This is a genomic window from Streptomyces sp. NBC_00335 (genome assembly GCF_036127095.1).
Lineage (GTDB): Bacteria > Actinomycetota > Actinomycetes > Streptomycetales > Streptomycetaceae > Streptomyces.
In genome coordinates this window covers 4,583,707-4,604,262 of sequence record NZ_CP108006.1, presented here as the reverse complement: position 1 = coordinate 4,604,262, position 20,556 = coordinate 4,583,707, and the positions used below count along the sequence as shown (strand labels likewise).

Here is a 20,556-nt window from a genome sequence, read left to right as displayed (position 1 = left end):
TGGGACTGCGCCGGTGGGCTCAGCGGGGGCCGAGCGTCCATCGGGGTCCGGTGGGGCTGTCCTCGATGACCAGGCCCGACTGCTGGAGCTGGTCGCGGATGGCGTCGGCGGTGGCCCAGTCCTTGCGGGCGCGAGCGGACTCGCGCTGCTCCAGGACCAGGCGTACGAGGGTGTCCACGGCTCCGTGGAGGTCCTCCCCGCGGTCCGCCTCGCCGGCCCAGTGCGGGTCGAGGGGGTCGAGTCCGAGGATGCCCAGCATGGCCCGTACCTCCGACAGGCGCGCGATGGCCGCGTCCTTGTCGTCGGCGGCGAGCGCGCTGTTGCCCTGGCGGACGGTGGTGTGGATGATCGCGAGCGCCTGCGGGACGCCCAGGTCGTCGTCCATGGCCTCGGCGAAGGCGGGCGGCACCTCGGCGGCGGGCTCGACGGAGCCGCCGGCCTTCTCGATGACGCGCTGGATGAAGCCCTCGATGCGCGCGAAGCCGGACTCGGCCTCGCGCAGGGACTCCACGCTGTACTCGATCATCGAGCGGTAGTGCGGGGTGCCGAGGTAGTAGCGCAGCACGATCGGGCGCCAGACCTTGAGCATCTCGGAGACGAGGACGGAGTTGCCGAGCGACTTGGACATCTTCTCGCCGGAGAGGGTGACCCAGGCGTTGTGCATCCAGTACTTGGCGAACTCGTCGCCGTAGGCCTTGGCCTGGACGATCTCGTTCTCGTGGTGCGGGAAGATCAGGTCGAGCCCGCCGCCGTGGATGTCGAAGGCGCTGCCGAGGTACTTGTGCGCCATCGCCGAGCACTCCAGGTGCCAGCCGGGACGGCCGCGGCCCCACGGGGTCTCCCAGTCGGGCTCGCCCGGCTTGGAGGCCTTCCACATGGCGAAGTCGCGCGGGTCGCGCTTGCCGGAGACGCCCTCGTCGGGCTGGCGCAGGTCGTCGATCTTCTGGTTCGACAGCTCCAGGTACCCGGGGAAGGAGCGCACGTCGAAGTAGACGCTGCCGTCGGCGACGTAGGCGTGGCCGCGCTCGATGAGCCCGCGCATCATCTCGATCATCTCGGGCACGTGGCCGGTGGCGCGCGGCTCGTACGTGGGCGGGAGGCAGCCCAGCGCGTTGTAGCCGTCGTTGAAGGCGCGCTCGTTCTCGTACCCGATGGCCCACCAGGGGCGGCCCTGGTCCTCGCCCTTCGCGATGATCTTGTCGTCGATGTCGGTGACGTTGCGGATGAAGGTGACGTCGAGCCCGCGGTGGGTGAACCAGCGGCGCGCGATGTCGAAGTTCAGGTACGAGCGGACGTGCCCGATGTGCGGAGCCGCCTGCACGGTGGCGCCACAGAGGTAGATCGAGACGCAGCCCGGGACGAGCGGGGTGAAGTCACGGATCTGCCGGGCGCTGGTGTCGTACAGGCGAATAGTCACGGCATCCAGGGTAGTGCGCCTGTAGCAGTGCCCCGCGACCCTTTCGGCACGCGGGGCCCGCTTTGTTGTCGGAGAGGTGCGGGCGGGGTGTATCCGTACGGGGTACTAGGCCCGGTTCGTCCGGTAGACGAGGGCCGTGGCGATGGCCGCGAGGCCTTCGGCGCGGCCGGTGAGGCCCAGTCCGTCGGTGGTGGTTCCGGAGACGGAGACGGGGGCGCCCGCCGCTGCGGCGAGCGCCTTCTGTGCCTCTTCGCGCCGCTTGCCGATCTTCGGGCGTACGCCGATCACCTGGATGGCGATGTTGCCGATCTCGAAGCCTTCGGCGCGGACGATCCGGGCGGCTTCCGCCAGAAGGGTGGTTCCTGCGGCGCCGGACCACTCGGGGCGGGAGGTGCCGAAGTGCGCGCCGAGGTCGCCGACCCCGGCGGCGGAGAAGAGTGCGTCGCAGGCGGCGTGCGCGGCGACGTCCCCGTCGGAGTGCCCGGCGAGGCCGTCCTCGCCCTCCCAGAGCAGGCCGGCGCACCACAGTTCGCGGCCGGTCTCGAAGGCGTGCACGTCGGTGCCGATGCCGACGAGCGGAATCAGCGGGGCCGCGGGGGCCGCGGCGGCGGGGTCAGTAGGCATCGGTGGCCCTCCGGCGGGCGAGTACGGCCTCGGCGAGGACCAGGTCGAGCGGGCGGGTGACCTTGAAGGCCTCTTCGTGACCGGGGACGGCCACGACGGTGATGCCGAGCTGTTCCACCATGCCGGCGTCGTCCGTGGCGCCCTCTCCGTCACCACTGGGCCGGGCCGCCTTCTCGTGGGCGAGTCGGAGCGTGGCGAGGTCGAAGCCCTGCGGCGTCTGTACGGCGCGCAGCCGGGCCCGTACGGGGGTGGCGACGACCGGCTCGGGCTCGCCGGGCGGGCCGGGCTCGACCTCCTTGACGGTGTCGGCCAGCGGCATGGCGGGGACGACGGCGGGTGCGCCGTCGCGGACGGCCTCGACGACGGAGTCGACGGTGTCGACGGGGACCAGGGGGCGGGCCGCGTCGTGGATGAGGACGGCGGTGATGTCGGCCGGGAGCGCGTCCAGGCCGGCGCGTACGGAGTCCTGACGGGTCTGCCCGCCGGGGACGACCAGGATCTCGGTGCGCTCGGGCAGCGCGTGCTCGTCGAGCAGCCGGCGCACCTCGGCGGTGCCGTTGCCGTCGGGGGGCGCCACGACGACGACGAGGGAGACCGCGCGCGAGCGCGCCATGGCGCGTACGGCGTGGATGAGCATGGGGGTGCCGCCCAGGGTCCGCAGGGCCTTGGGGGCGCCGGGACCGAGACGGACCCCGCGGCCGGCGGCCGGGATCACCGCGGCGGTGCGGTGGGGGCGCGATTCGTCAGACATCAGTAGCTCCGAGCCAGGTTTGTGACTTCGGCCGACATGGGTATGGCCTGAAGGGTGCCGGGTGCGACGCCCTCGCCCCTTCCGTGACGACCGGTCGAGTCGCTGCCCGGACCCGGCACGCCAGTGAGTACAGGCTTCAGTGAGTACAGGTATGGGTCCAGACATGCCGCAGCGCCCGGCAACAAGTCTCCTTGTCAGCGGGCACCGCGGCACAACTGTGTACGACAAAGCGCACGAGCGATCGCGTCAGGACGCGAGCACTTCGTCGAGGAGGGCCTCGGCCTTGTCCTCGTTGGTGTTCTCGGCGAGCGCGAGCTCGCTCACCAGGATCTGGCGCGCCTTTGCGAGCATGCGCTTCTCACCTGCGGAAAGCCCACGCTCACGCTCACGACGCCACAGGTCGCGCACAACTTCGGCGACCTTGATGACATCGCCAGAAGCGAGCTTTTCCAGATTTGCCTTGTAGCGCCGGGACCAGTTCGTCGGCTCTTCTGCGTACGGTGCGCGGAGCACCTCGAAGACCCGGTCCAGCCCGTCCTGGCCGACTACGTCGCGAACGCCTACGAACTCCGCATTGTCCGCGGGGACGCGAACGGTCAGGTCACCCTGCGCGACCTTGAGCACCAAGTAGGTCTTGTCCACGCCTTTGATCTGGCGAGTTTCGATAGCCTCGATCAGCGCGGCCCCGTGATGGGGATAGACCACGGTGTCGCCAACCTTGAACGTCATGTGACAGGTACCCCTTCCGTGGCTATCCAGGGTAACACGAGAATCGACCGTTATGAATGGCGTTTTCGCAGGTCAGGGCCCATCTCAGGGCTTGACAACAGCGACACGAACGTGCTGCGAGAGGCTTCCGGAGGGGGGTATTCGCAGGTCGGAGGCGCTGTACGGACCAGGCGAAACGGCTACGTTACACCTGCCCGAGAGCCCTGACGATGTGGCGTACGTCCCGTTTTGACGGGTTCCAGGGCGGGAAACCGAACTACTCCGTTCGACTGGCGGCCACCCGTACGGCGTCCGTTCCGGCCCAATCCGGAATTGATCACCCGGTCGGTGTTCGATGAAATCCGTAAATTGATCACCGAGGCCGCGGCGGCCTTTGCGAGCGGGCCTTTTGCGAATGGAAGATCACCCGGCTCCGGCGGGGCGGTGACGGAACCCGCCGGTGCGGGGGGCGGACCCCGCGCAGGGCCCGGCCCCACGCTGCGGAGGGTCGGGTGCGGGGGCGGGGCGGCGGCTCGGTAACCTAAGCGCGCTGACACATCCTTAGAGCGGCTTTACTTCGCCGCTCCGAGGCGTCCACCCTTCCGTTCCGTACGTCCAAGGAGTTGCCTCCCCCGTGAGCCGCAGCCTTCGACGCGGCGCCCTCGCCGCCACCGCCGTCGTGTTCTCGATCGTCTCGCTGGGCGCCTGCGCCGCGGGCCACGACGCTCCGACTCTCCAGGTCAAGCCGGACAACGCCGCCGTGACCAAGGGCGACATCAAGGTCCAGAACGCTCTGGTGATCACCCAGGAGAAGGACAAGAAGGGCCCGGCCGCGGTCTCCGCGACGGTGTTCAACACCGGCACCAAGGAGCAGACGCTCGAGGGCATCACCCTTCCGGGCGCCAAGGCCGTCGTGACGCTGAAGCCCGCGGGCGGCGGCTCCAAGGTGGTCATCCCGGCCGGCGGCTCCGTCGTCCTGGGCGGCAAGGGCAACGCCTCCGCCGTGGTCGCCGGCGGGGACTCCGTCGTGGACGGCAACGTCCAGAAGATCGTCTTCCAGCTGAGCACCACGGGTGACGTCGAGCTGGAGGGCTTCGTCGTGCCGGCCACCGGCATGTACGCGGGCTACGGCGCGACCGCCGCCCCGGCCGCCGGCCCCTCCCCGTCCGGCAGCCCGTCGGGCTCCCCGTCCGGCTCGCCGTCGCCGTCCGGTTCCCCCTCGGGCTCGCCCGCGAGCAGCCCGTCCGGGTCCCCCTCCGGATCCGCGTCCGCGTCCGCCTCCGCCGGTCACTGAGGCGCGAAGCACCGTACTCAAAGGGAACGGCCCCCGTCCGCTCGATGCGGACGGGGGCCGTTCCCGTGTTCCGGGCCGGTTGGACGGGGCCGGTTTACGGCTCGAACTTGTAGCCGAGGCCGCGGACCGTGACCAGGTAGCGCGGCGCGCCGGGATCGGGCTCGATCTTGGCTCGTAGGCGCTTGACGTGGACGTCGAGGGTCTTGGTGTCGCCGACGTAGTCGGCGCCCCATACCCGGTCGATGAGCTGCATGCGGGTCAGGACGCGGCCCGCGTTGCGCAGCAGCATCTCCAGCAGGTCGAACTCCTTCAGCGGGAGGTCCACCTTGGCTCCGGCGACGGTGACCACGTGGCGGTCGACGTCCATCCGGACGGGGCCCGCTTCCAGGGCCGCCGGGGTGACCTCTTCCGGCTCTCCGCGGCGGCGCAGGACCGCGCGGATGCGGGCGACCAGCTCCCGCGAGGAGAAGGGCTTCGTGACGTAGTCGTCGGCTCCTATCTCCAGCCCGACGACCTTGTCGATCTCGCTGTCCTTGGCGGTCACCATGATCACGGGGACGTTGGAGCGGCCGCGGAGCTGCCGGCAGACCTCCGTGCCGGGCAGGCCGGGGAGCATCAGGTCGAGGAGGACGAGGTCGGCGCCGTTGCGCTCGAACTCGTCGAGCCCGTCGGGCCCGGTCGCGGCGATCGCGACCTCGAAGCCCTCCTTGCGGAGCATGTAGGACAGGGCGTCGCTGAAGGATTCCTCATCCTCGACGACTAGCACTCGGGTCACGGAAGGACCTCCGGGGCAGGGATGGCTGGTGCGGTGTGAGGTTCGAGCTGGGTGCTGGCGGGTGCGGAGGCCGTCGCCGGGGCCGGCGTGGCCGCTTCGGGGAGTCGCAGGGTGAACGTGGAACCCTGACCCTCCGAGCTCCATACCGACACCTCCCCGCCGTGCGAGGCCGCTACGTGCTTCACGATCGCAAGGCCCAGGCCGGTTCCTCCCGTGGCGCGGGAGCGGGCCGGGTCCACACGGTAGAAGCGTTCGAAGATGCGCTCGCGGTCCTTTTCCGGGATGCCGATGCCCTGGTCGGTCACGGCTATCTCGATCAAGTCTCCACCCGGTGCGGTGACCCGGCGCGCGGCGATGCCGACGCGGGTGCGGGCGGGGCTGTAGTTGACGGCGTTCTCGACCAGGTTTCCGAGGGCGGCCGCGAGCTGCCCCCGGTTGCCCCATACCCGCAGGTCGGCGGTGCCGCCGGCGGCCATGGTGATCTGTTTCGCGGAGGCCGTGTGGCGGCAGCGGTCTATGGCCTCGGCCACGAGCGTGTCCACCCGCATCGGCTCCGCGTCCTCCAGGGGGTCGTCGTTCTGTACCCGGGAGAGGTCGATGAGTTCTTGTACGAGGTTGATCAGGCGGGTGGCCTCGATCTGCATGCGGCCGGCGAAGCGGTGCACCGCCTCGGGGTCGTCCGAGGCGTCCATGACGGCCTCGGAGAGCAGGGAGATCGCGCCGACCGGGGTCTTGAGCTCGTGCGACACGTTCGCGACGAAGTCGCGGCGTACGGCCTCGATGCGGCGGGCCTCGGTGAGGTCCTCCACGAGGAGGAGCACCAGGCGGGAGCCGAGCGGGGCGACGCGCGCCGAGACGGCGAGCGCCTCGCCGCGGCCGGTGCCGCGCCGGGGCAGGTCGAGCTCGACCTGGCGTATCTCCCCGTCGCGGCGGGTGTCGCGGGCCATGTGGAGCATGGGTTCCACGGCCAGCTTGCCGCCGCGGACCAGGCCGAGGGCATATGCCGCCGAGCTGGCCTTGACCACCGCGTCCCCCTCGTCGAGCACGACGGCGGAGGAGCGGAGCACGGAGAGGACGGTGTCCACTCCCGGTGGGAGCACCGCATTGATGTCGGGGCGCATGGAGCTCCGGGTGGGGCGGGCTTGGTCGCGCTCGCTCCAGCGGAACGCCAGCATCGCGATCACACCGGTGCAAAGACCGGCAATCGCTGCAGCTGCGGCGACCGCCGCGTTCACGTCCATGACTCCAGGTTAAGCAGGCCGGGGGACACTTCCACAGCCGTTCGGGTGGCACCTCGAACAGTCGTCGCCCAGAGTTCACCCTGGCGACCGTGTTGATTCACTTGTGGTGCCGGAGTCGGTCGCGTTCGGGGTTCACCGTGGCAACGTGGGGCCGATGGCCGCACCGGCCCGCTCCCAGGGCAGTACTTGCAGTAGGCAGTAGTAGGTCGAGAGAGGGACACGAGAATGCGTGACGCGTACCACGAGGAACTGGACTCGATCGGTGAAGGCCTGGTCGAGATGGCCCGGCTGGTCGGCTCCGCCATCGGGCGGGCCACGACCTCCATGCTCGACGCCGACCTGAAGCTCGCCGAGAGCGTCATCGCCGCCGACCAGAAGGTGGATGACCTCCAGCACGACCTGGAGGCCCGAGCCATCGCGCTGCTCGCGCGCCAGCAGCCCGTCGCCACCGACCTGCGCATCGTCGTCACCTCGCTGCGCATGAGCGCCGACCTGGAGCGCTCCGGCGACCTGGCGCAGCACGTGGCGAAGCTCGCGCGGCTGCGCTTCCCGGACACGGCGGTCCCGCGCGACCTGCACGCGACCATCCTGGAGATGGGGCAGCTCGCGCAGCGGCTGATGGCGAAGGCGGCCGAGGTCATCATCACGAAGGACGTCGACCTGGCGCTCCAGCTGGAGCAGGACGACGACGAGATGGACCAGCTGCACCGCACGCTGTTCCAGCACCTGATGGACGACCGCTGGAAGCACGGCATCGAGACGGCCGTCGACGTGACCCTGCTGGGCCGCTACTACGAGCGCTTCGCGGACCACGCGGTGTCGGTCGCCAAGCGCGTGGTCTACCTGGTGACGGGTGAGCACGCGGACGAGCTCCAGGCCCCCACGCAGGTCGAGGGCGTCTGAGCCGATCCGGAGGACCGGCGGGGGCCGGATCAACAACGAGCCCCCAATGCGCCGTTGACGCGGGGGCCGGGCTGGGCATGAATGAGGGCGAAGGCACAACGCCTACGAGGAGGATCCATGCCCGATTCCCCCGTCCCCATCACCCCGGAGCAGGAAGCGCAGCCCCCGGAGGGCCTGCGCCTGCGCTTGCCGCTGCTCGCGGCCTGCGGCTGCGGCTCGGGCTGCGGCTGCGGCTGCCAGTCCGGCGCCCCCTGCCAGTGCGGCGGCTGAGGCCGCCCGACCGGCCACCCGTACGCGAAGGGCCCCGCCCGACACTCCTGTCGGCCGGGGCCCTTCGCGGTCGGGTCACGGGCCGGCGGCGCGTCAGGCCGTCGGCGCGTCAACCCGCCGTCGCGTCGGCTTGGGATCGTGCTCGGCCCGGGATCGTGCTCGGCCCGGGATCGCGTCGGTACGGGTCGCGTCAGCCGGGATCGCGTCCCGCGTCAGGCCGGGATCACGCCCACCGTGAAGCCCTCGCCGTCCTGGAACTCGATCAGCAGCCCGCTGTCGGTGAGGTGGATCCAGCACTCCGGCGTACAGTCCACGACCACCTCGGCGTGGCGCGCCACGAGGGCTGCCTCCAGCGCGACGGCCGGCATCCGGTGATTGCTCCAGAACACGACCGCGAGCTCACCGGCCGCGGCGTGCACGCCCAGCAGCCTGCGCAACTCGCCCCCGTCGAAGCCCTCGCTCCGCTCGCGGACCTCGGCCCCGCGCCAGTCCAGCCGCAGGGACCCCACCGTCCCGAACCGGTTCAGCCCCAGCGCGGCGAACGCCCGGTCCTCCTCGTACGAGAGCACGATCGCCTCGCCCGCCGCGGCTTCCAGCAGCTCCGCGACCGACTCCCGGTACGTCCCGTACGACTCCCCCATGCCCCCCATGCCCCCCATCCTCCCGCACCGCACGCAAGAGCCCCCCGCCCGCCGGTGACCGGGGACGGGGGGCTGCGCGCGTGCGCGGAAGGCTACTTCTTCTTGCCCTGGGTCTGGCGGGCCCGGTTCCCGCCCCAGGTCAGAGGGCCGCGCACCCTGCCTGACCTGCTGTCGAACGGTCATCGTTGGTCGTTGTCCGTCGCCCTAGGTCACCCTCGCAGGGCCCAGAGAGGGCCCACGGACCGGGCCCCAGAACTCGCTACCGATGACAGCCCTGCGTCCGAACTCCCAGGTGGCCGCTTGTCACTTGTCGCTTGTCGTTCCCTGTTTCCCCAGGTCATGCCGACGCAGCGCGTCACCGGATAGCCATTAGGCCTTGAGGCGACAAGCGACAAGCGACAAGGGCAGGGAAGCAGTAGTGGGGTCCCCAGTAGAAACGGGCTGATGAATGCCCCCAGGGGCGCTAGTGGGGTGTCCTAGTGGGTAGTGGGGTGTCGCCCCACTACCCACTACCCAGTAGAACGGCCACGTGGGAGGGCGACGCCTTCCAAGGAGGCGAGTGGGGGCAGCCCGTCTCTTGGCAGGCCCGCCCCGTGGCGAGCAAGGACGGCTCTTCAAGGGAGACGGCCGCGACCTCCTGAAGAGCCGCCGTCGCCACAGGAGAGGCCGAAGGGGGATCTGCCGTCCTAGAGAGTTGAGAGAAAGTAGTGCCCGCAGCGTCCGCCGGGCACTCTCCACCCCCTCTGACCTGCAACAACTGTGCGGACGCCAAGCAAATTGGCCAGCGTTCGACAGTGTCCGCAGTGTCCGCAGCGCCCACCCCGAACTATGAGCATCACCGCAGGTCAAAGCGCTCCCTTGGGCGAAGGACATACGGACGCTACGGCCGCAGCCCTGCTTCCGGCTTCGTCGTGGCCGTCGACCGGCTCGGACGACGGCACGCGGGCCACGGAGCCGGTCCCCGCGCGTACCGGCCTGCGGACGAGTGTGTGAGACTCCCCTCCTGGCCAACCGGGGTGGGAGTTTTGCCTTGCACATACGTATCAAGCCGTCGATGACGTCCAGGATCACGACGAGATCTATGGCGGCCGCCGCGATCCTGCTGGCAGCCGTTCCGCTGGCTGGCTGTACGGCTAACGACGCCCAGTCCAAAGCCGAGGCCGTCACTCGGGACACTGTGGACCGCGACGTGCGGGCGGCGGTCCGCAAGGCGGGCCTCGACCCCGCGAAGGGGAAGACCACCAACGTTCCGAATGGGGTCGCGAATCCGAGCATGGTCGACTGGATCGCGGTCCTCGGCACCCCGCAGGCGGAACAGGCGCTGCCGAAGATCGGGGCGGAACTGGAGCGCCTGGGATGGCGCGCAGAGCCCGTCGGCACTTTTCCCCTCAGCTACGAGAAGTCCGACTGGACCCTTCTGGGCCGCAGCGTGACCGAGGCCGACGCGGTCACGCTCGCTCCGGGCGAAAGCCTCCTCACCGTGACGGTCACAGACTTCGGCCGCTAGTGCTGTGACCGCCAAGGTTCACCGGGTCACAGCACTAGGTCTAGCAACAGGGGTCGCTAGGTCTAGCACCAGTCCTAGCGACTTGAAGGGCCGCTGACCTGGGAACTAGCGACTAGCAAGGGGTACGTGAAACCCCGGCTTCCGACCGGAAACCGGGGCTTCGAGGCTTGCCACCGCGTGCTGGCCGGGCAGGAAGCCGGGCTTCTCTTGCCCCAGAGCCCGGAGGTTGGCGAGGTCGCCCTGAGCAGCCTCTGCCAGCGCCTTCAACAGGGGGCCCGGGTCGCCGCGGTAAATCAGGTGGGGCTCGTCTGGTTGGGGCGGTACGAATCGTGCCCTGTAGCGGGTCAGGTCGCTCTCGGAGAAGTAGATCGAGTTCGGATCCGCTTCGTGCTGTGCGTTCCGCTTGCTCACGCGCTCCCAGAGCTCCTCGTGGCTTGCCTCCAGGTAGACCAGTACCGAGGTTGCGCCGGCGTCCGCTGCAGCCAAGTGCCACCGTGCGCGGTCGCCCGGCGTCCAGAAGCCGTGGTCGACCACCACGTTGTTCCCGTGAGCGAGTACCTGGGGCACTCGGATCCGGGACTCACGCTCAAGGTCTACGCCCACCTCATGCCGAGCAGCAGGGACCGTGCGCGGGAGGCTCTCGGCCGGGCTCTGCGGCCGGACGGTCCCCCACGCTGAGGGCCCACAGAGGGCCCAGGGAAAACGAATACCCCCGATCTGCGCCGTTTGCGCAGATCAGGGGCATGATCGCTTTTGCTACTTCTTCTTGCCCTGGTTCTTGACGGCCTCGATGGCGGCCGCCGCGGCGTCCGGGTCGAGGTAGGTGCCGCCCGGGTTGAGGGGCTTGAAGTCGGCGTCCAGCTCGTAGGAGAGCGGGATGCCGGTCGGGATGTTCAGGCCCGCGATGTCCTCGTCGGAGACGCCGTCGAGGTGCTTGACCAGCGCGCGCAGGGAGTTGCCGTGCGCGGCGACCAGGACGGTCTGGCCGGCCAGCAGGTCCGGGACGATCGAGTCGTACCAGTACGGGAGCATGCGGACGACGACGTCCTTGAGGCACTCGGTACGCGGGCGCAGCTCCGGCGGGATGGAGGCGTAGCGCGGGTCCTCGGACTGCGAGAACTCCGTACCGTCTTCGAGCGCCGGCGGCGGGGTGTCGTACGAGCGGCGCCACAGCATGAACTGCTCCTCGCCGAACTCGGCGAGGGTCTGGGCCTTGTCCTTGCCCTGGAGGGCGCCGTAGTGGCGCTCGTTCAGGCGCCAGGAGCGGTGGACCGGGATCCAGTGGCGGTCGGCTGCCTCCAGCGCCATCTGCGCGGTGCGGATCGCGCGCTTCTGGAGCGAGGTGTGCACGACGTCGGGGAGCAGACCGGCGTCCTTGAGCAGCTCACCGCCGCGGATCGCCTCCTTCTCGCCCTTCTCGTTGAGATTGACGTCCACCCAGCCGGTGAACAGGTTCTTCGCGTTCCATTCGCTCTCGCCGTGGCGGAGGAGGATCAGCTTGTACGGTGCGTCGGCCATGCGTACGAGCCTAATGGACGCACCCCGCCCCTCGCGCGCGGTGTGTACGGCACGTGGGACGGTCCCCGATTGACGCCGGCCGTCAATCCATTGGCCCCGGAAGGCCACTGTCCGTAGGGTCCGAACGAGTAGAGGGACGCTTACATCTCGGGGGGATTCCATATGTCCGTTGCCAGTGTGAGGCGGGCCGCCCGCGAGAGCGTGGCGGGACTGCCCCGGGAGTTCTGGTGGCTCTGGACGAGCACGCTGGTCAACAGGCTCGGGGCCTTCGTCGCCACATTCATGACCTTGTACCTGACCCTGGAGCGGGGCTATTCGGCCTCCTTCGTGGGACTTGTGGTGGCCCTGCACGGGCTCGGCGGCGTGGTGTCCTCGCTCGTCGCCGGAGTGCTCACGGACCGGCTGGGCCGCCGGCCCACGCTGATGGCGGCGCAGACCTCGACCGCGTTCTCGGTGGCGCTGCTCGGGTTCATGGAACATCCGGCGGCGATCGCCGCGGTGGCGCTGCTGGTCGGCATGACCTCCAACGCCTCGCGGCCCGCGGTGCAGGCGATGATGGCGGACATCGTCCGCCCCGAGGACCGGGTACGGGCCTTCGCGCTGAACTACTGGGCCATCAACCTCGGCTTCGCCGTCAGCTCGACCGCGGCGGGCTTCATCGCGGAGTACAGCTACCTGGCCGGGTTCCTCGGCGAGGCGGCCCTGACGCTGGTCTGCGCGGTGCTCGTCTACCTCAAGCTGCCGGAGTCCCGGCCGGAGAAGACGGCGGCGGAGAAGGCGTCCGCCGAGCCGGAGATCGGCCTGGGCACGGTGCTGCGGGACGGGCGGTTCATGGGCGTGGTCGGGCTGTCGTTCCTGATCTCGCTGATCTTCATGCAGGGCTCGTTCGGGCTGCCGCTCGCGATGGGCGCGGCCGGGTTCTCCACCGTCGACTACGGGCTGGTCATCGGCCTGAACGGCGTGCTGATCGTGGTGCTGCAGATCCCGGTCACCCGGTTCATCGAGCACCGCGATCCGCAGAAGCTGCTGGTCATCTCGGCGCTGCTGGCCGGGTACGGGTTCGGGCTGACGGCCTTCGGCGGCTCGGTGTGGGCGCTGGCGCTGACCGTCTGCGTGTGGACGCTGGCCGAGATCATCAACTCGCCGACCCAGATGGGCCTGGTCGCGCGGCTCTCCCCGGTACACGGGCGCGGCCGCTACCAGGGCATGTACACGATGTCGTGGGCGGTGGCCTCGCTGATCGCCCCGCTGATGGCGGGCTTCGCGATCGAGCACTTCGGCGCGGCCTGGCTGTGGGGCGCGACGGCGGTCCTGGGGACGATCGCCGCGGCGGGCTACTGGCTGCTGATGAGGGGGCTTTCGCAGGACGAAGGGGGCGCGGTGGAGGCGGCCGCGGAGACGGTCGTGGAGGTCGTCGCGGAGCCCGTCGTGAAGGTCGCGGTGGAGCCCGTCGCGGAGGTCACCGTGGAGTCAGTCGTGGAGGTCGCCGCTCCGGCGAAGGCGGCGGATCCGGTGGGTCCGGTGGGTCCGGCCGCCTGACCCTCTTGGCCCGCCTGGCCCGCCGGCTCCGCCTGGCCCTCCTACTCCGGCCGCGCCGCCGCCCCCGACGGCCGCGTCAGGTGCTTGAAGGCGTCCAGGTTGCGCGTGGACTCGCCCCGCGAGACCCGCCACTCGTACTCCCGCCGGATCGCGCTCGCGAAACCCAGCTCCAGCAGGGTGTTGAAGGCCCCGTCGGCGGCCTCCAGGACCGTGCCGAGCAGCCGGTCCAGGTCGTCGGGGGTGATCACCGACAGGGGGAGGCGGGCCGTCAGGTAGACGTCGCCGAGCGCGTCGACCGCGTAGGCCATGCCGTAGAGCTTGAGGTTGCGCTCCAGCAGCCACCGGTGGACGCCGGCCTCGTTCTCGTCCGGGTGGCGGATCACGAAGGCGTTGACCGACAGGGAGTGCTTCCCGGCCTTGAGCGAGCAGGTGGTGCTCAGCTTGCGGGTGCCGGGGAGCTGGACCACGTACGAGCCCGGCTCCGGGCTCTCCCAGCTCAGTTCCGCGCCGGTCAGCGTCGCTTCGATGATCGCCGCGGTGTCGTTGAGGGGGTCAGCGTCAGCCATGGTGGGAGCGTACGTGACGGCGGTGATCGTGCATCGCCCCCGTGTACACGTCGGCCGTGCCGCTCGCGGCGGTGTCCCAGCCGAAGAACTGCGCGTGCCGCGCGGCCGCCTCGCCCATCCGGTCCGACAGTCCCGGCTCGTCCACGAAGCGCCGTAGCTCGCGGGCGTAGTCGACCGGATCGTGGCCGGGTACGAGGATCCCCGTGACCCCGTCGTTCACGGCGACCGGCAGCCCGCCGACGGCCGCGGCCAGCACCGGCGTGCCGGTGGCCTGCGCCTCTATGGCGACCAGCCCGAAGGACTCGCTGTACGAGGGCATGACCAGCACGGACGCCGCCCGGAACCAGTCCGCGAGCCCGTCCTGCGCCACCGGCGGGTGGAAGTGCACGAGGTCCGCGATGCCGAGCTTCGCGGCGAGCTTCTGCAGCCCCTCCGGCTTCGCGAGCCCGCTGCCGCTCGGCCCGCCGACGACGGGCACGAACAGCCGGGTGCGCAGCGCCGGGTCCCGGTCCACGAGTTCGGCGACGGCCCGCAGCAGGATGTCGGGGGCCTTGAGCGGCTGGATGCGGCCCGCGAAGAGCGGGATGACGGCGTCCTGCGGCAGCCCGAGGCGGGCGCGGGCGGCGGCGCGGCCGTCGGCGACGGTGAAGCGGTCGAGGTTCACGCCGGGGTGGACGACGGCGACCTTGCCGGGGTCGGCCGCGTAGTGGCGTACGAGCTCGTCGGCTTCCTCGGCGGTGTTCGCGATGAGCCGGTCGGCGGCGTCGACGATCTGCGTCTCGCCGATGACGCGGGCGGCCGGTTCGGGGGTGTCGCCCTCGGCGAGCGCCGCGTTCTTCACCTTGGCCATGGTGTGCATGGCGTGCACGAGCGGGACGCCCCAGCGCTCGGCGGCGAGCCAGCCGACGTGACCGGAGAGCCAGTAGTGGGAGTGGACCAGGTCGTAGTAGCCGGGGCGGTGCCCGGCCCAGGCCTGCATGACGCCGTGGGTGAAGGCGCACAGCTGGGCCGGCAGCTCCTCCTTGGCGAGGCCCTCGTACGGGCCCGCGTCCACGTGCCGTACGAGGACTCCGGGCGCGAGCTCGACTACGGGCGGCAGGCCGCCGGTGGTGGCGCGGGTGAAGATCTCGACCTCGATGTTGATCGCGGCGAGGCGCCGGGCCAGCTCGACGATGTAGACGTTCATCCCGCCGGCGTCGCCGGTGCCGGGCTGGTGCAGCGGTGAGGTGTGCACGCTGAGCATCGCGACCCGGCGCGGCTTGCGGTGGCCTCCGACGGCGGCGGGCAGGCGCAGGCGGGGCGGCTCGTGACGGGTGCCCGAGCGGGCCGCGGCGAACCGTCCGCCGATGCTGCCGCCGATGCGGGACACGTACTGGCTCAAGGGAGCAGTTCCTCTCGCTCGGACGGCATGACACCGAGAGCGCTGTCGGCGCTCTTCTAGGAGTGCAACCCGGACGGCCGTCTCCCGCATTCCGGGACGGGCGGTTTTCCTGCTGCCGCGCGGGATTTTTATCGCGCGGGAACCCTCCGCTTACTCTCTGCACATGGCCTCCCGCTCCACCCCTCCCCCGCGGCGCCCCGTCGGCACGGTGACCCGCGGGACGACGAACCCGAACCGCCTGCGCCGCATGGACCGCTGGATCGCGGCGACGCACGGGGCGGCGCTGCGGCGCGCGGACGCCCCGGTCGCGGTGGACCTCGGCTACGGGGCCGCGCCCTGGACCGCGGTGGAGCTGCTGACCCGGCTGCGGGAGGCGGCCCCGCGGGTGCGGGTGGTCGGCATCGAGATCGAACCGGCCCGGGTCGCGGGTGCGAAGCCGTACGAGCGGGAGGGCCTGAGCTTTCGGCACGGCGGCTTCGAGGTGCCGCTGGAGGGCGGGGTGCGGCCCGCGCTGATCCGGGCGGCGAACGTGCTGCGCCAGTACGACGAGGAGCAGGTCGAGGCGGTGTGGGAGCGATTGTGTGCCCGGCTCGCTCCCGACGGGCTGCTGGTGGAGGGGACGTGCGACGAGATCGGGCGGCGCCACGTCTGGGTCGCGCTCGGGCCCGAAGGGGCGCGCACGGTGACCTTCGCGACCCGGCTGGGCTCCCTGGAGCGCCCCTCGGACCTGGCGGAGCGGCTGCCGAAGGCGCTGATCCACCGCAACGTGCCGGGCGAGCCGGTGCACGCGTTCCTGCGCGACTTCGACCGGGCGTGGGCGGCGGCGGCCCCGTACGCCTCGTACGGGGCGCGGCAGCGCTGGATCCGGACGGCGCGGGCGCTGGCCGGGGACTGGCCGCTGGCGGACGGGCCGGTGCGGTGGCGCCAGGGGGAACTGACGGTGCGGTGGGAAGCGTTGAGGCCTTCGGGGTGACGGGGGCGGACGTGGCTGCCGGAGCTGCCGTGGCCAGGGGGGCCGCGGGGGCGATCGGGACGCATCGGATGGATATCCACAAGGGTGTTGGAATTCACCGACTCGTGGCACCATCCCGAAGGCAATGACAAGTTACTGACGATTAATCAATCCTGTGTCTGGGGGGACCATGAGGAAACGACGACGGGGTTCGATCGCCCTCACTCTGCTGTGCGCGATGGCGCTGCTGTCCGCGCCCGGCGCGCTGGCCGGTACCGCGTTCGCGGCGCCGGAGCCCCAGCAGGGCAAGTCCCTGGAGCAGGTCCGCAAGGAAATAGAGGGTCTCTACCGCGAGGCCGGCGCCGCCACCGACGCCTTCAACCTCGCGGAGAGCGAGACCAAGACGCAGTCCGACAAGATCGTGGAGATCGCCAACCTGGTCCTCGCGGGCCAGGACCGCATCACCGTCCTGAAGGGCCGCGCGGGCGCCGCCGCCCGCGCCCAGTACCGCTCGGGCGGGCTGCCGCCGGGCGCGCGACTGGCCCTGAGCGACGACCCGTCACAGTTCCTGGACGGCACCGACCGGCTGCGCCAGGGCGAGAAGGCCACCTCGGACCTGCTCTCCGAACTGAACCGCACCCAGAGCGACTTGCAGCAGTACGCGAGGGACGCCAGCGCGCACTGGGAGACCCTGGAGGCCAACCGGGTCAAGCAGGAACTCGCGAAGAAGCAGGTCGAGGACAAGATCAAGGCGGCCGAGGACCTCGAAAGCAAGCTGGAGGCCGAGCAGAAGGCCCGGCTGCTGGAGCTGGAAGCGGAAGCGCAGCGCAAGGCGCAGACCGACTGGCTGTCCACGGGCGCGCTGAACGGCTCCAAGGGGGCCGCGGCCACCGACGCGGGCAAGCGGGCCGTGCAGTTCGCGGCCGCCCAGATAGGAAAGCCGTACGTGTGGGGCGCCGAGGGACCCGGTTCGTTCGACTGCTCCGGGCTGACCTCACAGGCCTGGCTCGCGGCGGGCAAGAGGATCCCGCGCACCTCGCAGGAGCAGCTGCGGCTGCCGAAGGTCGCGGTCAAGGACATGCGGCCGGGCGACCTGATCATCTACTTCGACGACGCGAGCCACGTCGGGATGTACGTCGGGGACGGCGCGATGGTCCACGCCCCCCGCCCGGGCCGCAACGTCACCATGGCGGGCGCGGGCTCCATGCCGATCAAGGCCGTGGTCAGGCCGGACGCGTAGCGGCCCGCTCACCGACGGGCAGCACCGCCTGCGGCGAGCGCCCTCAGGGGCCGGCGGCCGGCCGTCGGGGGCGGCCCGCCCGCCACGGCGGTACGTCTCGGTGGGCGGGATCCCGTACCCCTCCGCCGTGACGTTGGTCATTCGCCGACGCGGACTTTCCCACCTGATAACGGCATATGCCGGAGCCCCGCGCCGGACCCGCCATTCCGCTTCCCTCGTCCCGCCGCTAGGGTCGCCGGACGAGCGAACCCCCGAGGGGGCGGGAAGGAACCGGAGACGATGCCCGTACCCGTACCGCGGCAGAGGGACATCCCGGGCACCGAGAGCGGCCCGGGCGCCACGTCATCGCTCACCCTGCTGGTGATCGAGGACGACCCCGCCGGCGGCCTCACCGTCCCCGAGATACTCGACGCCGACGGCCACCGCATCAGGCTGCGCAGCGCCCGCAACCTCACGGAGGCGGCCCGGCTGCTCACCCCCGACGTGAACTGCGTCCTGCTCGACCTCGCGCTCCCGCACGGCGGCGCGGGCTCCGGCTCCGGCGACGCCGCCGATCCCTTCGGCGCCCTGCGCCAGGTGCTCCGCATCGCCCCGCGGCACGCCGTCCTCGTGCTCACCTCCGAGGAGGACGCGGAGCGCGCCGCGGAGGCCGTACGCGTGGGGGCCCAGGACTTCCTGTTCCGCGACGAGCTGGACGGGCGGCTGCTCAGCCGCGCCATCCGCTACGCGGTGGAGAGAAAACGGGCGGACATCGCCCAGTACAAGCTTGCAGAATCGAAACTTCGGGCCCAGGAGAACGCCCGCCTGGAGCGCGGACTGCTCCCGCACCCGCTCCTGGAGGGCTCCGACCTCCGCTTCGCCGCCCGCTACCGTCCCGGCCGCAGCCGCGCGCTCCTCGGCGGGGACTTCTACGACACCGTCCGCACCCCCGACGGCACCGTCCACGCGATGATCGGCGACGTCTGCGGCCACGGCCCGGACGAGGCCGCCCTCGGCGTCGAGCTGCGCATCGCCTGGCGGGCGCTGACCCTGGCCGGCCTGTGCGGCGACGACCTGCTCTCCACCCTCCAGCAGGTCCTCGAAGTCGAGCGGCCCTGCGAGGAGATCTTCGCGACGCTCTGCACGGTGGACATCTCCCCGGACGGCCGGCGCGCGGGCCTGTGCCTGGCGGGCCATCCGGCGCCGCTGATCTCCCGGCCGGGCCGCCCCGCGCGACTGCTCCCGTACGAGAACAGCGGCCCGGCGCTCGGCCTGCTGCCCCGGGCCCGCTGGCCGCGCCGCCAGGTGGAGCTGGGCGGCACGTGGAGCCTGATGCTCTACACCGACGGCCTGATCGAGGGCAAGATCGGGCAGGGCAAGGAGCGGCTGGGGCAGGACGGCATGGTCGAGATGATCAACCGCCACCTGGCCGACGGACTGAGCGGCGAAGGCCTGCTCGAAGCCTCCGTGACCGAGGCCCGCCGCCTCAACGGCGGGGAGCTGACGGACGACGTCGCCGTCGTCCTCCTCTCGCGCGCCGAGGGCTGACGGGCCGGACGGGCGCGACAGCCGCGACGCCCGGGGCCTGCCGCCCTACAGCTCTACCGTCCGCCGTTGTAGGGCCCGTACGGCCCGTCGCTGCTGCTGCCGCCCCGTCGGCCGCCACCGCCGCCGCCCGAGACCTGCTTGAGGGCGGGCCGCACGTCGACGAAGAACACGATGCTGGCGACGAGACCGGCGATCTGCAGGAAGAGCATCCCGAGGAAGAAGTCCACGAGCACGGTGATGCCGAGGATGACCGCCCAGAAGGTCTTGGTCTGCTTGCCGGCCGCCCGGTACGCGTCCTCGCGCGCCGTCAGCGCCATCACGAAGGCCACCACGGCGAGCCCGAGCATGGCGTACCCGAGCAGCGGAAGCACTCCCTGATCGAACCCGTTCATCAACATCGTCTGACCGCCTTCTCACGCCTCGCCCGCCGGATGCCACCTGCCTCCACGCTACCGGCAGAGCCCCTTTCCCAAACCACAACGGACCGGACGCCCCGCGGGTGCCCGGTCCGTCGCGCCGTACTCAGCTCTGGTCGGCCGGCTCGGCGGCGGCCTTCTTGGCCGCGGCCTTGCGGGCCGGAGCCTTCTTCGGCGCGGGCTCCGCGGCGGGCTCGACCACGGGCTCCGCCACCGGCTCGGCGGCCTCCGGCTCCACGACCACGGCGATGTCGACGATCTCCTCGGAGACCTCGCCGCGCCATGCCCGTACGGTCTGCTCACCGTGCTCGGCGACCTTGTCGTAGGCCTCCTTGGCCTTGACCGCGTACTCGGCGGCCACGCCGACCCCGCGCAGCGCCAGGTCCTGGGCGGTCTCCCCGAGCTTCTTCGCGTCGATCGCCCCGAACACCTCGGCGACGGTGGCAGTGACCGCCTCCTGCGCCTCCTTGGCCTTCTCCTTGGCCTTCTCCTGCACGGCCTTCGGGTCGGTGTTCTTCACGGCCTCGATGCGCGCGGGGGCCTCGGCGCGCAGCTGCTCGATCAGCCCGGGCACCTTCCTGGCCTGCTGCACGGCGAGGTCGGCGGTGCCGGCGGCGAAGTAGAGGGGGGTCGGGTCGGTGAGGGTCTTCTTCAGGTCATCGGCGATGGCCATGTGGTGGTCCTCCCGGATCACGGTCTCAGTTCGTGCTCAGTGCGTACTCGGTGCGTACTCAGTTGGTACGGCGCGTCTCGGCATCGCCACTAGCGCCGTCGGAAGCGACTTCCGCTCCCGCCTCGGCCTTCGCCTCGGCTTTCGCCTCGGCCTCCGCGGCGTTCTCCTTGCGGAAGGACTCGTAGACCTGGAGCAGCACCTGCTTCTGCTGCTCGCTGATGGACGGGTCGGCGAGGATCACGGCCCTCGTCTCCACGGCGTCCCGGTCCCGCTCGTCCAGGATTCCGGCCTGCACGTACAGCGTCTCGGCGGAGATCCGCAGCGCCTTGGCGAGCTGCTGCAGGATGTCCGCGCTCGGCTTGCGCAGCCCGCGTTCGATCTGACTGAGGTACGGATTCGACACCCCCGCCGCATCGGCCAGCTGCCGCAGCGAAAGCTGCGCCTGCCTCCGCTGCTCGCGCAGGTACTCGCCGAGGTTCCCGACGTTGAGCGATGCCATGACCCGATCCTGCCGCACCTTGCTAACTATTGCAAGCAGCTGCTTGCAATAACTCCCACCCCTCGGCTCGTGCCGGCAGCCTTGCCGAACGGTGTCACCGATCCCGACAGGCCG

22 protein-coding genes and 1 pseudogene are annotated in these 20,556 nt (G+C 70.9%); 9 read left to right on the top strand and 14 right to left on the bottom strand.

All coding sequences use genetic code 11. The features are described 5' to 3' along the window. Positions 1–19 precede the first annotated feature (19 nt). The 4 genes from cysS to OHA37_RS20695 all read right to left on the bottom strand — a co-directional run bounded on the left by cysS (position 20) and on the right by OHA37_RS20695 (position 3,521). Positions 20–1,417, bottom strand: coding sequence for a cysteine--tRNA ligase (cysS, locus tag OHA37_RS20710; RefSeq protein WP_266907347.1), 1,398 nt, complete (start codon positions 1,415–1,417; stop codon positions 20–22). A 105-nt stretch (positions 1,418–1,522) separates the two neighbouring features. Beyond that, complete coding sequence (gene ispF, locus OHA37_RS20705; RefSeq protein ID WP_266907346.1) at positions 1,523–2,041, bottom strand: 2-C-methyl-D-erythritol 2,4-cyclodiphosphate synthase; 519 nt, start codon at positions 2,039–2,041, stop codon at positions 1,523–1,525. After that, positions 2,031–2,792: a 2-C-methyl-D-erythritol 4-phosphate cytidylyltransferase gene (ispD, locus tag OHA37_RS20700; RefSeq protein WP_266907344.1), complete on the bottom strand. Its 762-nt coding sequence runs from the start codon at positions 2,790–2,792 to the stop codon at positions 2,031–2,033. Before ispD ends, ispF begins: the two co-directional genes overlap by 11 nt. 246 nt (positions 2,793–3,038) lie before the next feature. Next, the gene (locus OHA37_RS20695) at positions 3,039–3,521 is read right to left on the bottom strand and encodes a CarD family transcriptional regulator (protein WP_003953493.1); all 483 of its coding nucleotides are present in this window, start codon (positions 3,519–3,521) and stop codon (positions 3,039–3,041) included. A 613-nt stretch (positions 3,522–4,134) separates the two neighbouring features. Between OHA37_RS20695 and OHA37_RS20690 the strand changes: the two genes are divergently transcribed. After that, positions 4,135–4,794, top strand: coding sequence for a DUF461 domain-containing protein (locus OHA37_RS20690; protein WP_266907341.1), 660 nt, complete (start codon positions 4,135–4,137; stop codon positions 4,792–4,794). Positions 4,795–4,888: 94 nt separating this feature from the next. Here the strand turns inward: OHA37_RS20690 and OHA37_RS20685 are convergent, their stop codons facing one another. Both OHA37_RS20685 and OHA37_RS20680 read right to left on the bottom strand, forming a co-directional pair. Then, positions 4,889–5,569 carry a response regulator transcription factor gene (locus OHA37_RS20685; RefSeq protein WP_007265514.1) on the bottom strand — a complete coding sequence of 227 codons (681 nt, stop codon included), beginning with the start codon at positions 5,567–5,569 and terminating at the stop codon, positions 4,889–4,891. Next, entirely contained in the window at positions 5,566–6,810 is a 1,245-nt protein-coding gene (locus OHA37_RS20680; RefSeq protein WP_266907339.1) for a sensor histidine kinase, read from the bottom strand. Before OHA37_RS20680 ends, OHA37_RS20685 begins: the two co-directional genes overlap by 4 nt. A 225-nt stretch (positions 6,811–7,035) precedes the next feature. Here OHA37_RS20680 and phoU point away from each other — a divergent pair, with 225 nt between their 5' ends. Together phoU and OHA37_RS20670 are read left to right on the top strand one after the other, a co-directional pair. Further along, positions 7,036–7,713 (top strand): phosphate signaling complex protein PhoU, encoded by a 678-nt coding sequence (gene phoU / locus OHA37_RS20675; RefSeq protein ID WP_030858619.1) that lies wholly within the window; start codon positions 7,036–7,038, stop codon positions 7,711–7,713. A gap of 117 nt (positions 7,714–7,830) precedes the next feature. Then, positions 7,831–7,983: a hypothetical protein gene (locus OHA37_RS20670; protein WP_243339483.1), complete on the top strand. Its 153-nt coding sequence runs from the start codon at positions 7,831–7,833 to the stop codon at positions 7,981–7,983. 212 nt (positions 7,984–8,195) lie between these two features. Here OHA37_RS20670 and OHA37_RS20665 read toward each other — a convergent pair whose 3' ends face one another. Beyond that, positions 8,196–8,633, bottom strand: a complete 438-nt coding sequence (locus OHA37_RS20665) for a hypothetical protein (protein ID WP_266907336.1) — start codon at positions 8,631–8,633, stop codon at positions 8,196–8,198. A gap of 1,045 nt (positions 8,634–9,678) precedes the next feature. On the opposite strand from OHA37_RS20665, the gene OHA37_RS20660 reads away from it, so the two are divergent. Continuing rightward, on the top strand, positions 9,679–10,131 hold the full coding sequence (locus OHA37_RS20660) for a hypothetical protein (protein WP_266907334.1): 453 nt from the start codon (positions 9,679–9,681) through the stop codon (positions 10,129–10,131). A 105-nt stretch (positions 10,132–10,236) separates the two neighbouring features. Here the strand turns inward: OHA37_RS20660 and OHA37_RS20655 are convergent, their stop codons facing one another. Continuing rightward, entirely contained in the window at positions 10,237–10,665 is a 429-nt protein-coding gene (locus OHA37_RS20655) for an AAA family ATPase (RefSeq protein ID WP_266912943.1), read from the bottom strand. Between the two features lie 12 nt (positions 10,666–10,677). Between OHA37_RS20655 and OHA37_RS20650 the strand changes: the two are divergent. Next, positions 10,678–10,809, top strand: a pseudogene (locus OHA37_RS20650) (site-specific integrase); the annotation flags it as partial. Positions 10,810–10,887: 78 nt separating this feature from the next. On the opposite strand, the gene OHA37_RS20645 reads toward OHA37_RS20650, so the two are convergent. Next, a complete protein-coding gene (locus tag OHA37_RS20645) occupies positions 10,888–11,649 on the bottom strand; it encodes a phosphoglyceromutase (protein WP_266907332.1) in 762 nt (253 codons plus the stop codon). A gap of 162 nt (positions 11,650–11,811) precedes the next feature. Here OHA37_RS20645 and OHA37_RS20640 point away from each other — a divergent pair, with 162 nt between their 5' ends. After that, positions 11,812–13,188: an MDR family MFS transporter gene (locus OHA37_RS20640; protein WP_266907330.1), complete on the top strand. Its 1,377-nt coding sequence runs from the start codon at positions 11,812–11,814 to the stop codon at positions 13,186–13,188. Positions 13,189–13,229: 41 nt separating this feature from the next. On the opposite strand, the gene OHA37_RS20635 is transcribed toward OHA37_RS20640, so the two are convergent. Together OHA37_RS20635 and mshA are read right to left on the bottom strand one after the other, a co-directional pair. After that, the gene (locus OHA37_RS20635) at positions 13,230–13,754 is read right to left on the bottom strand and encodes a YbjN domain-containing protein (protein ID WP_266907328.1); all 525 of its coding nucleotides are present in this window, start codon (positions 13,752–13,754) and stop codon (positions 13,230–13,232) included. Next, complete coding sequence (gene mshA, locus OHA37_RS20630) at positions 13,747–15,135, bottom strand: D-inositol-3-phosphate glycosyltransferase (protein WP_443046190.1); 1,389 nt, start codon at positions 15,133–15,135, stop codon at positions 13,747–13,749. Before mshA ends, OHA37_RS20635 begins: the two co-directional genes overlap by 8 nt. Positions 15,136–15,298: 163 nt before the next feature. Here mshA and OHA37_RS20625 point away from each other — a divergent pair, with 163 nt between their 5' ends. From OHA37_RS20625 to OHA37_RS20615, 3 genes are all read left to right on the top strand, one after another. Continuing rightward, positions 15,299–16,108, top strand: a complete 810-nt coding sequence (locus tag OHA37_RS20625; RefSeq protein ID WP_266907326.1) for a class I SAM-dependent methyltransferase — start codon at positions 15,299–15,301, stop codon at positions 16,106–16,108. 169 nt (positions 16,109–16,277) lie between these two features. Next, complete coding sequence (locus OHA37_RS20620; protein ID WP_266907324.1) at positions 16,278–17,327, top strand: C40 family peptidase; 1,050 nt, start codon at positions 16,278–16,280, stop codon at positions 17,325–17,327. Between the two features lie 279 nt (positions 17,328–17,606). After that, complete coding sequence (locus tag OHA37_RS20615) at positions 17,607–18,854, top strand: PP2C family protein-serine/threonine phosphatase (RefSeq protein ID WP_266907322.1); 1,248 nt, start codon at positions 17,607–17,609, stop codon at positions 18,852–18,854. A 53-nt stretch (positions 18,855–18,907) separates the two neighbouring features. Here OHA37_RS20615 and OHA37_RS20610 read toward each other — a convergent pair whose 3' ends face one another. From OHA37_RS20610 to OHA37_RS20600, 3 genes are all read right to left on the bottom strand, one after another. Continuing rightward, positions 18,908–19,252: a DUF2516 family protein gene (locus tag OHA37_RS20610; RefSeq protein WP_266907320.1), complete on the bottom strand. Its 345-nt coding sequence runs from the start codon at positions 19,250–19,252 to the stop codon at positions 18,908–18,910. Positions 19,253–19,376: 124 nt separating this feature from the next. Next, a complete protein-coding gene (locus tag OHA37_RS20605; RefSeq protein ID WP_266907318.1) occupies positions 19,377–19,943 on the bottom strand; it encodes a hypothetical protein in 567 nt (188 codons plus the stop codon). 58 nt (positions 19,944–20,001) lie between these two features. Then, positions 20,002–20,442: a helix-turn-helix domain-containing protein gene (locus OHA37_RS20600; protein WP_266907316.1), complete on the bottom strand. Its 441-nt coding sequence runs from the start codon at positions 20,440–20,442 to the stop codon at positions 20,002–20,004. Positions 20,443–20,556: the final 114 nt, after the last annotated feature.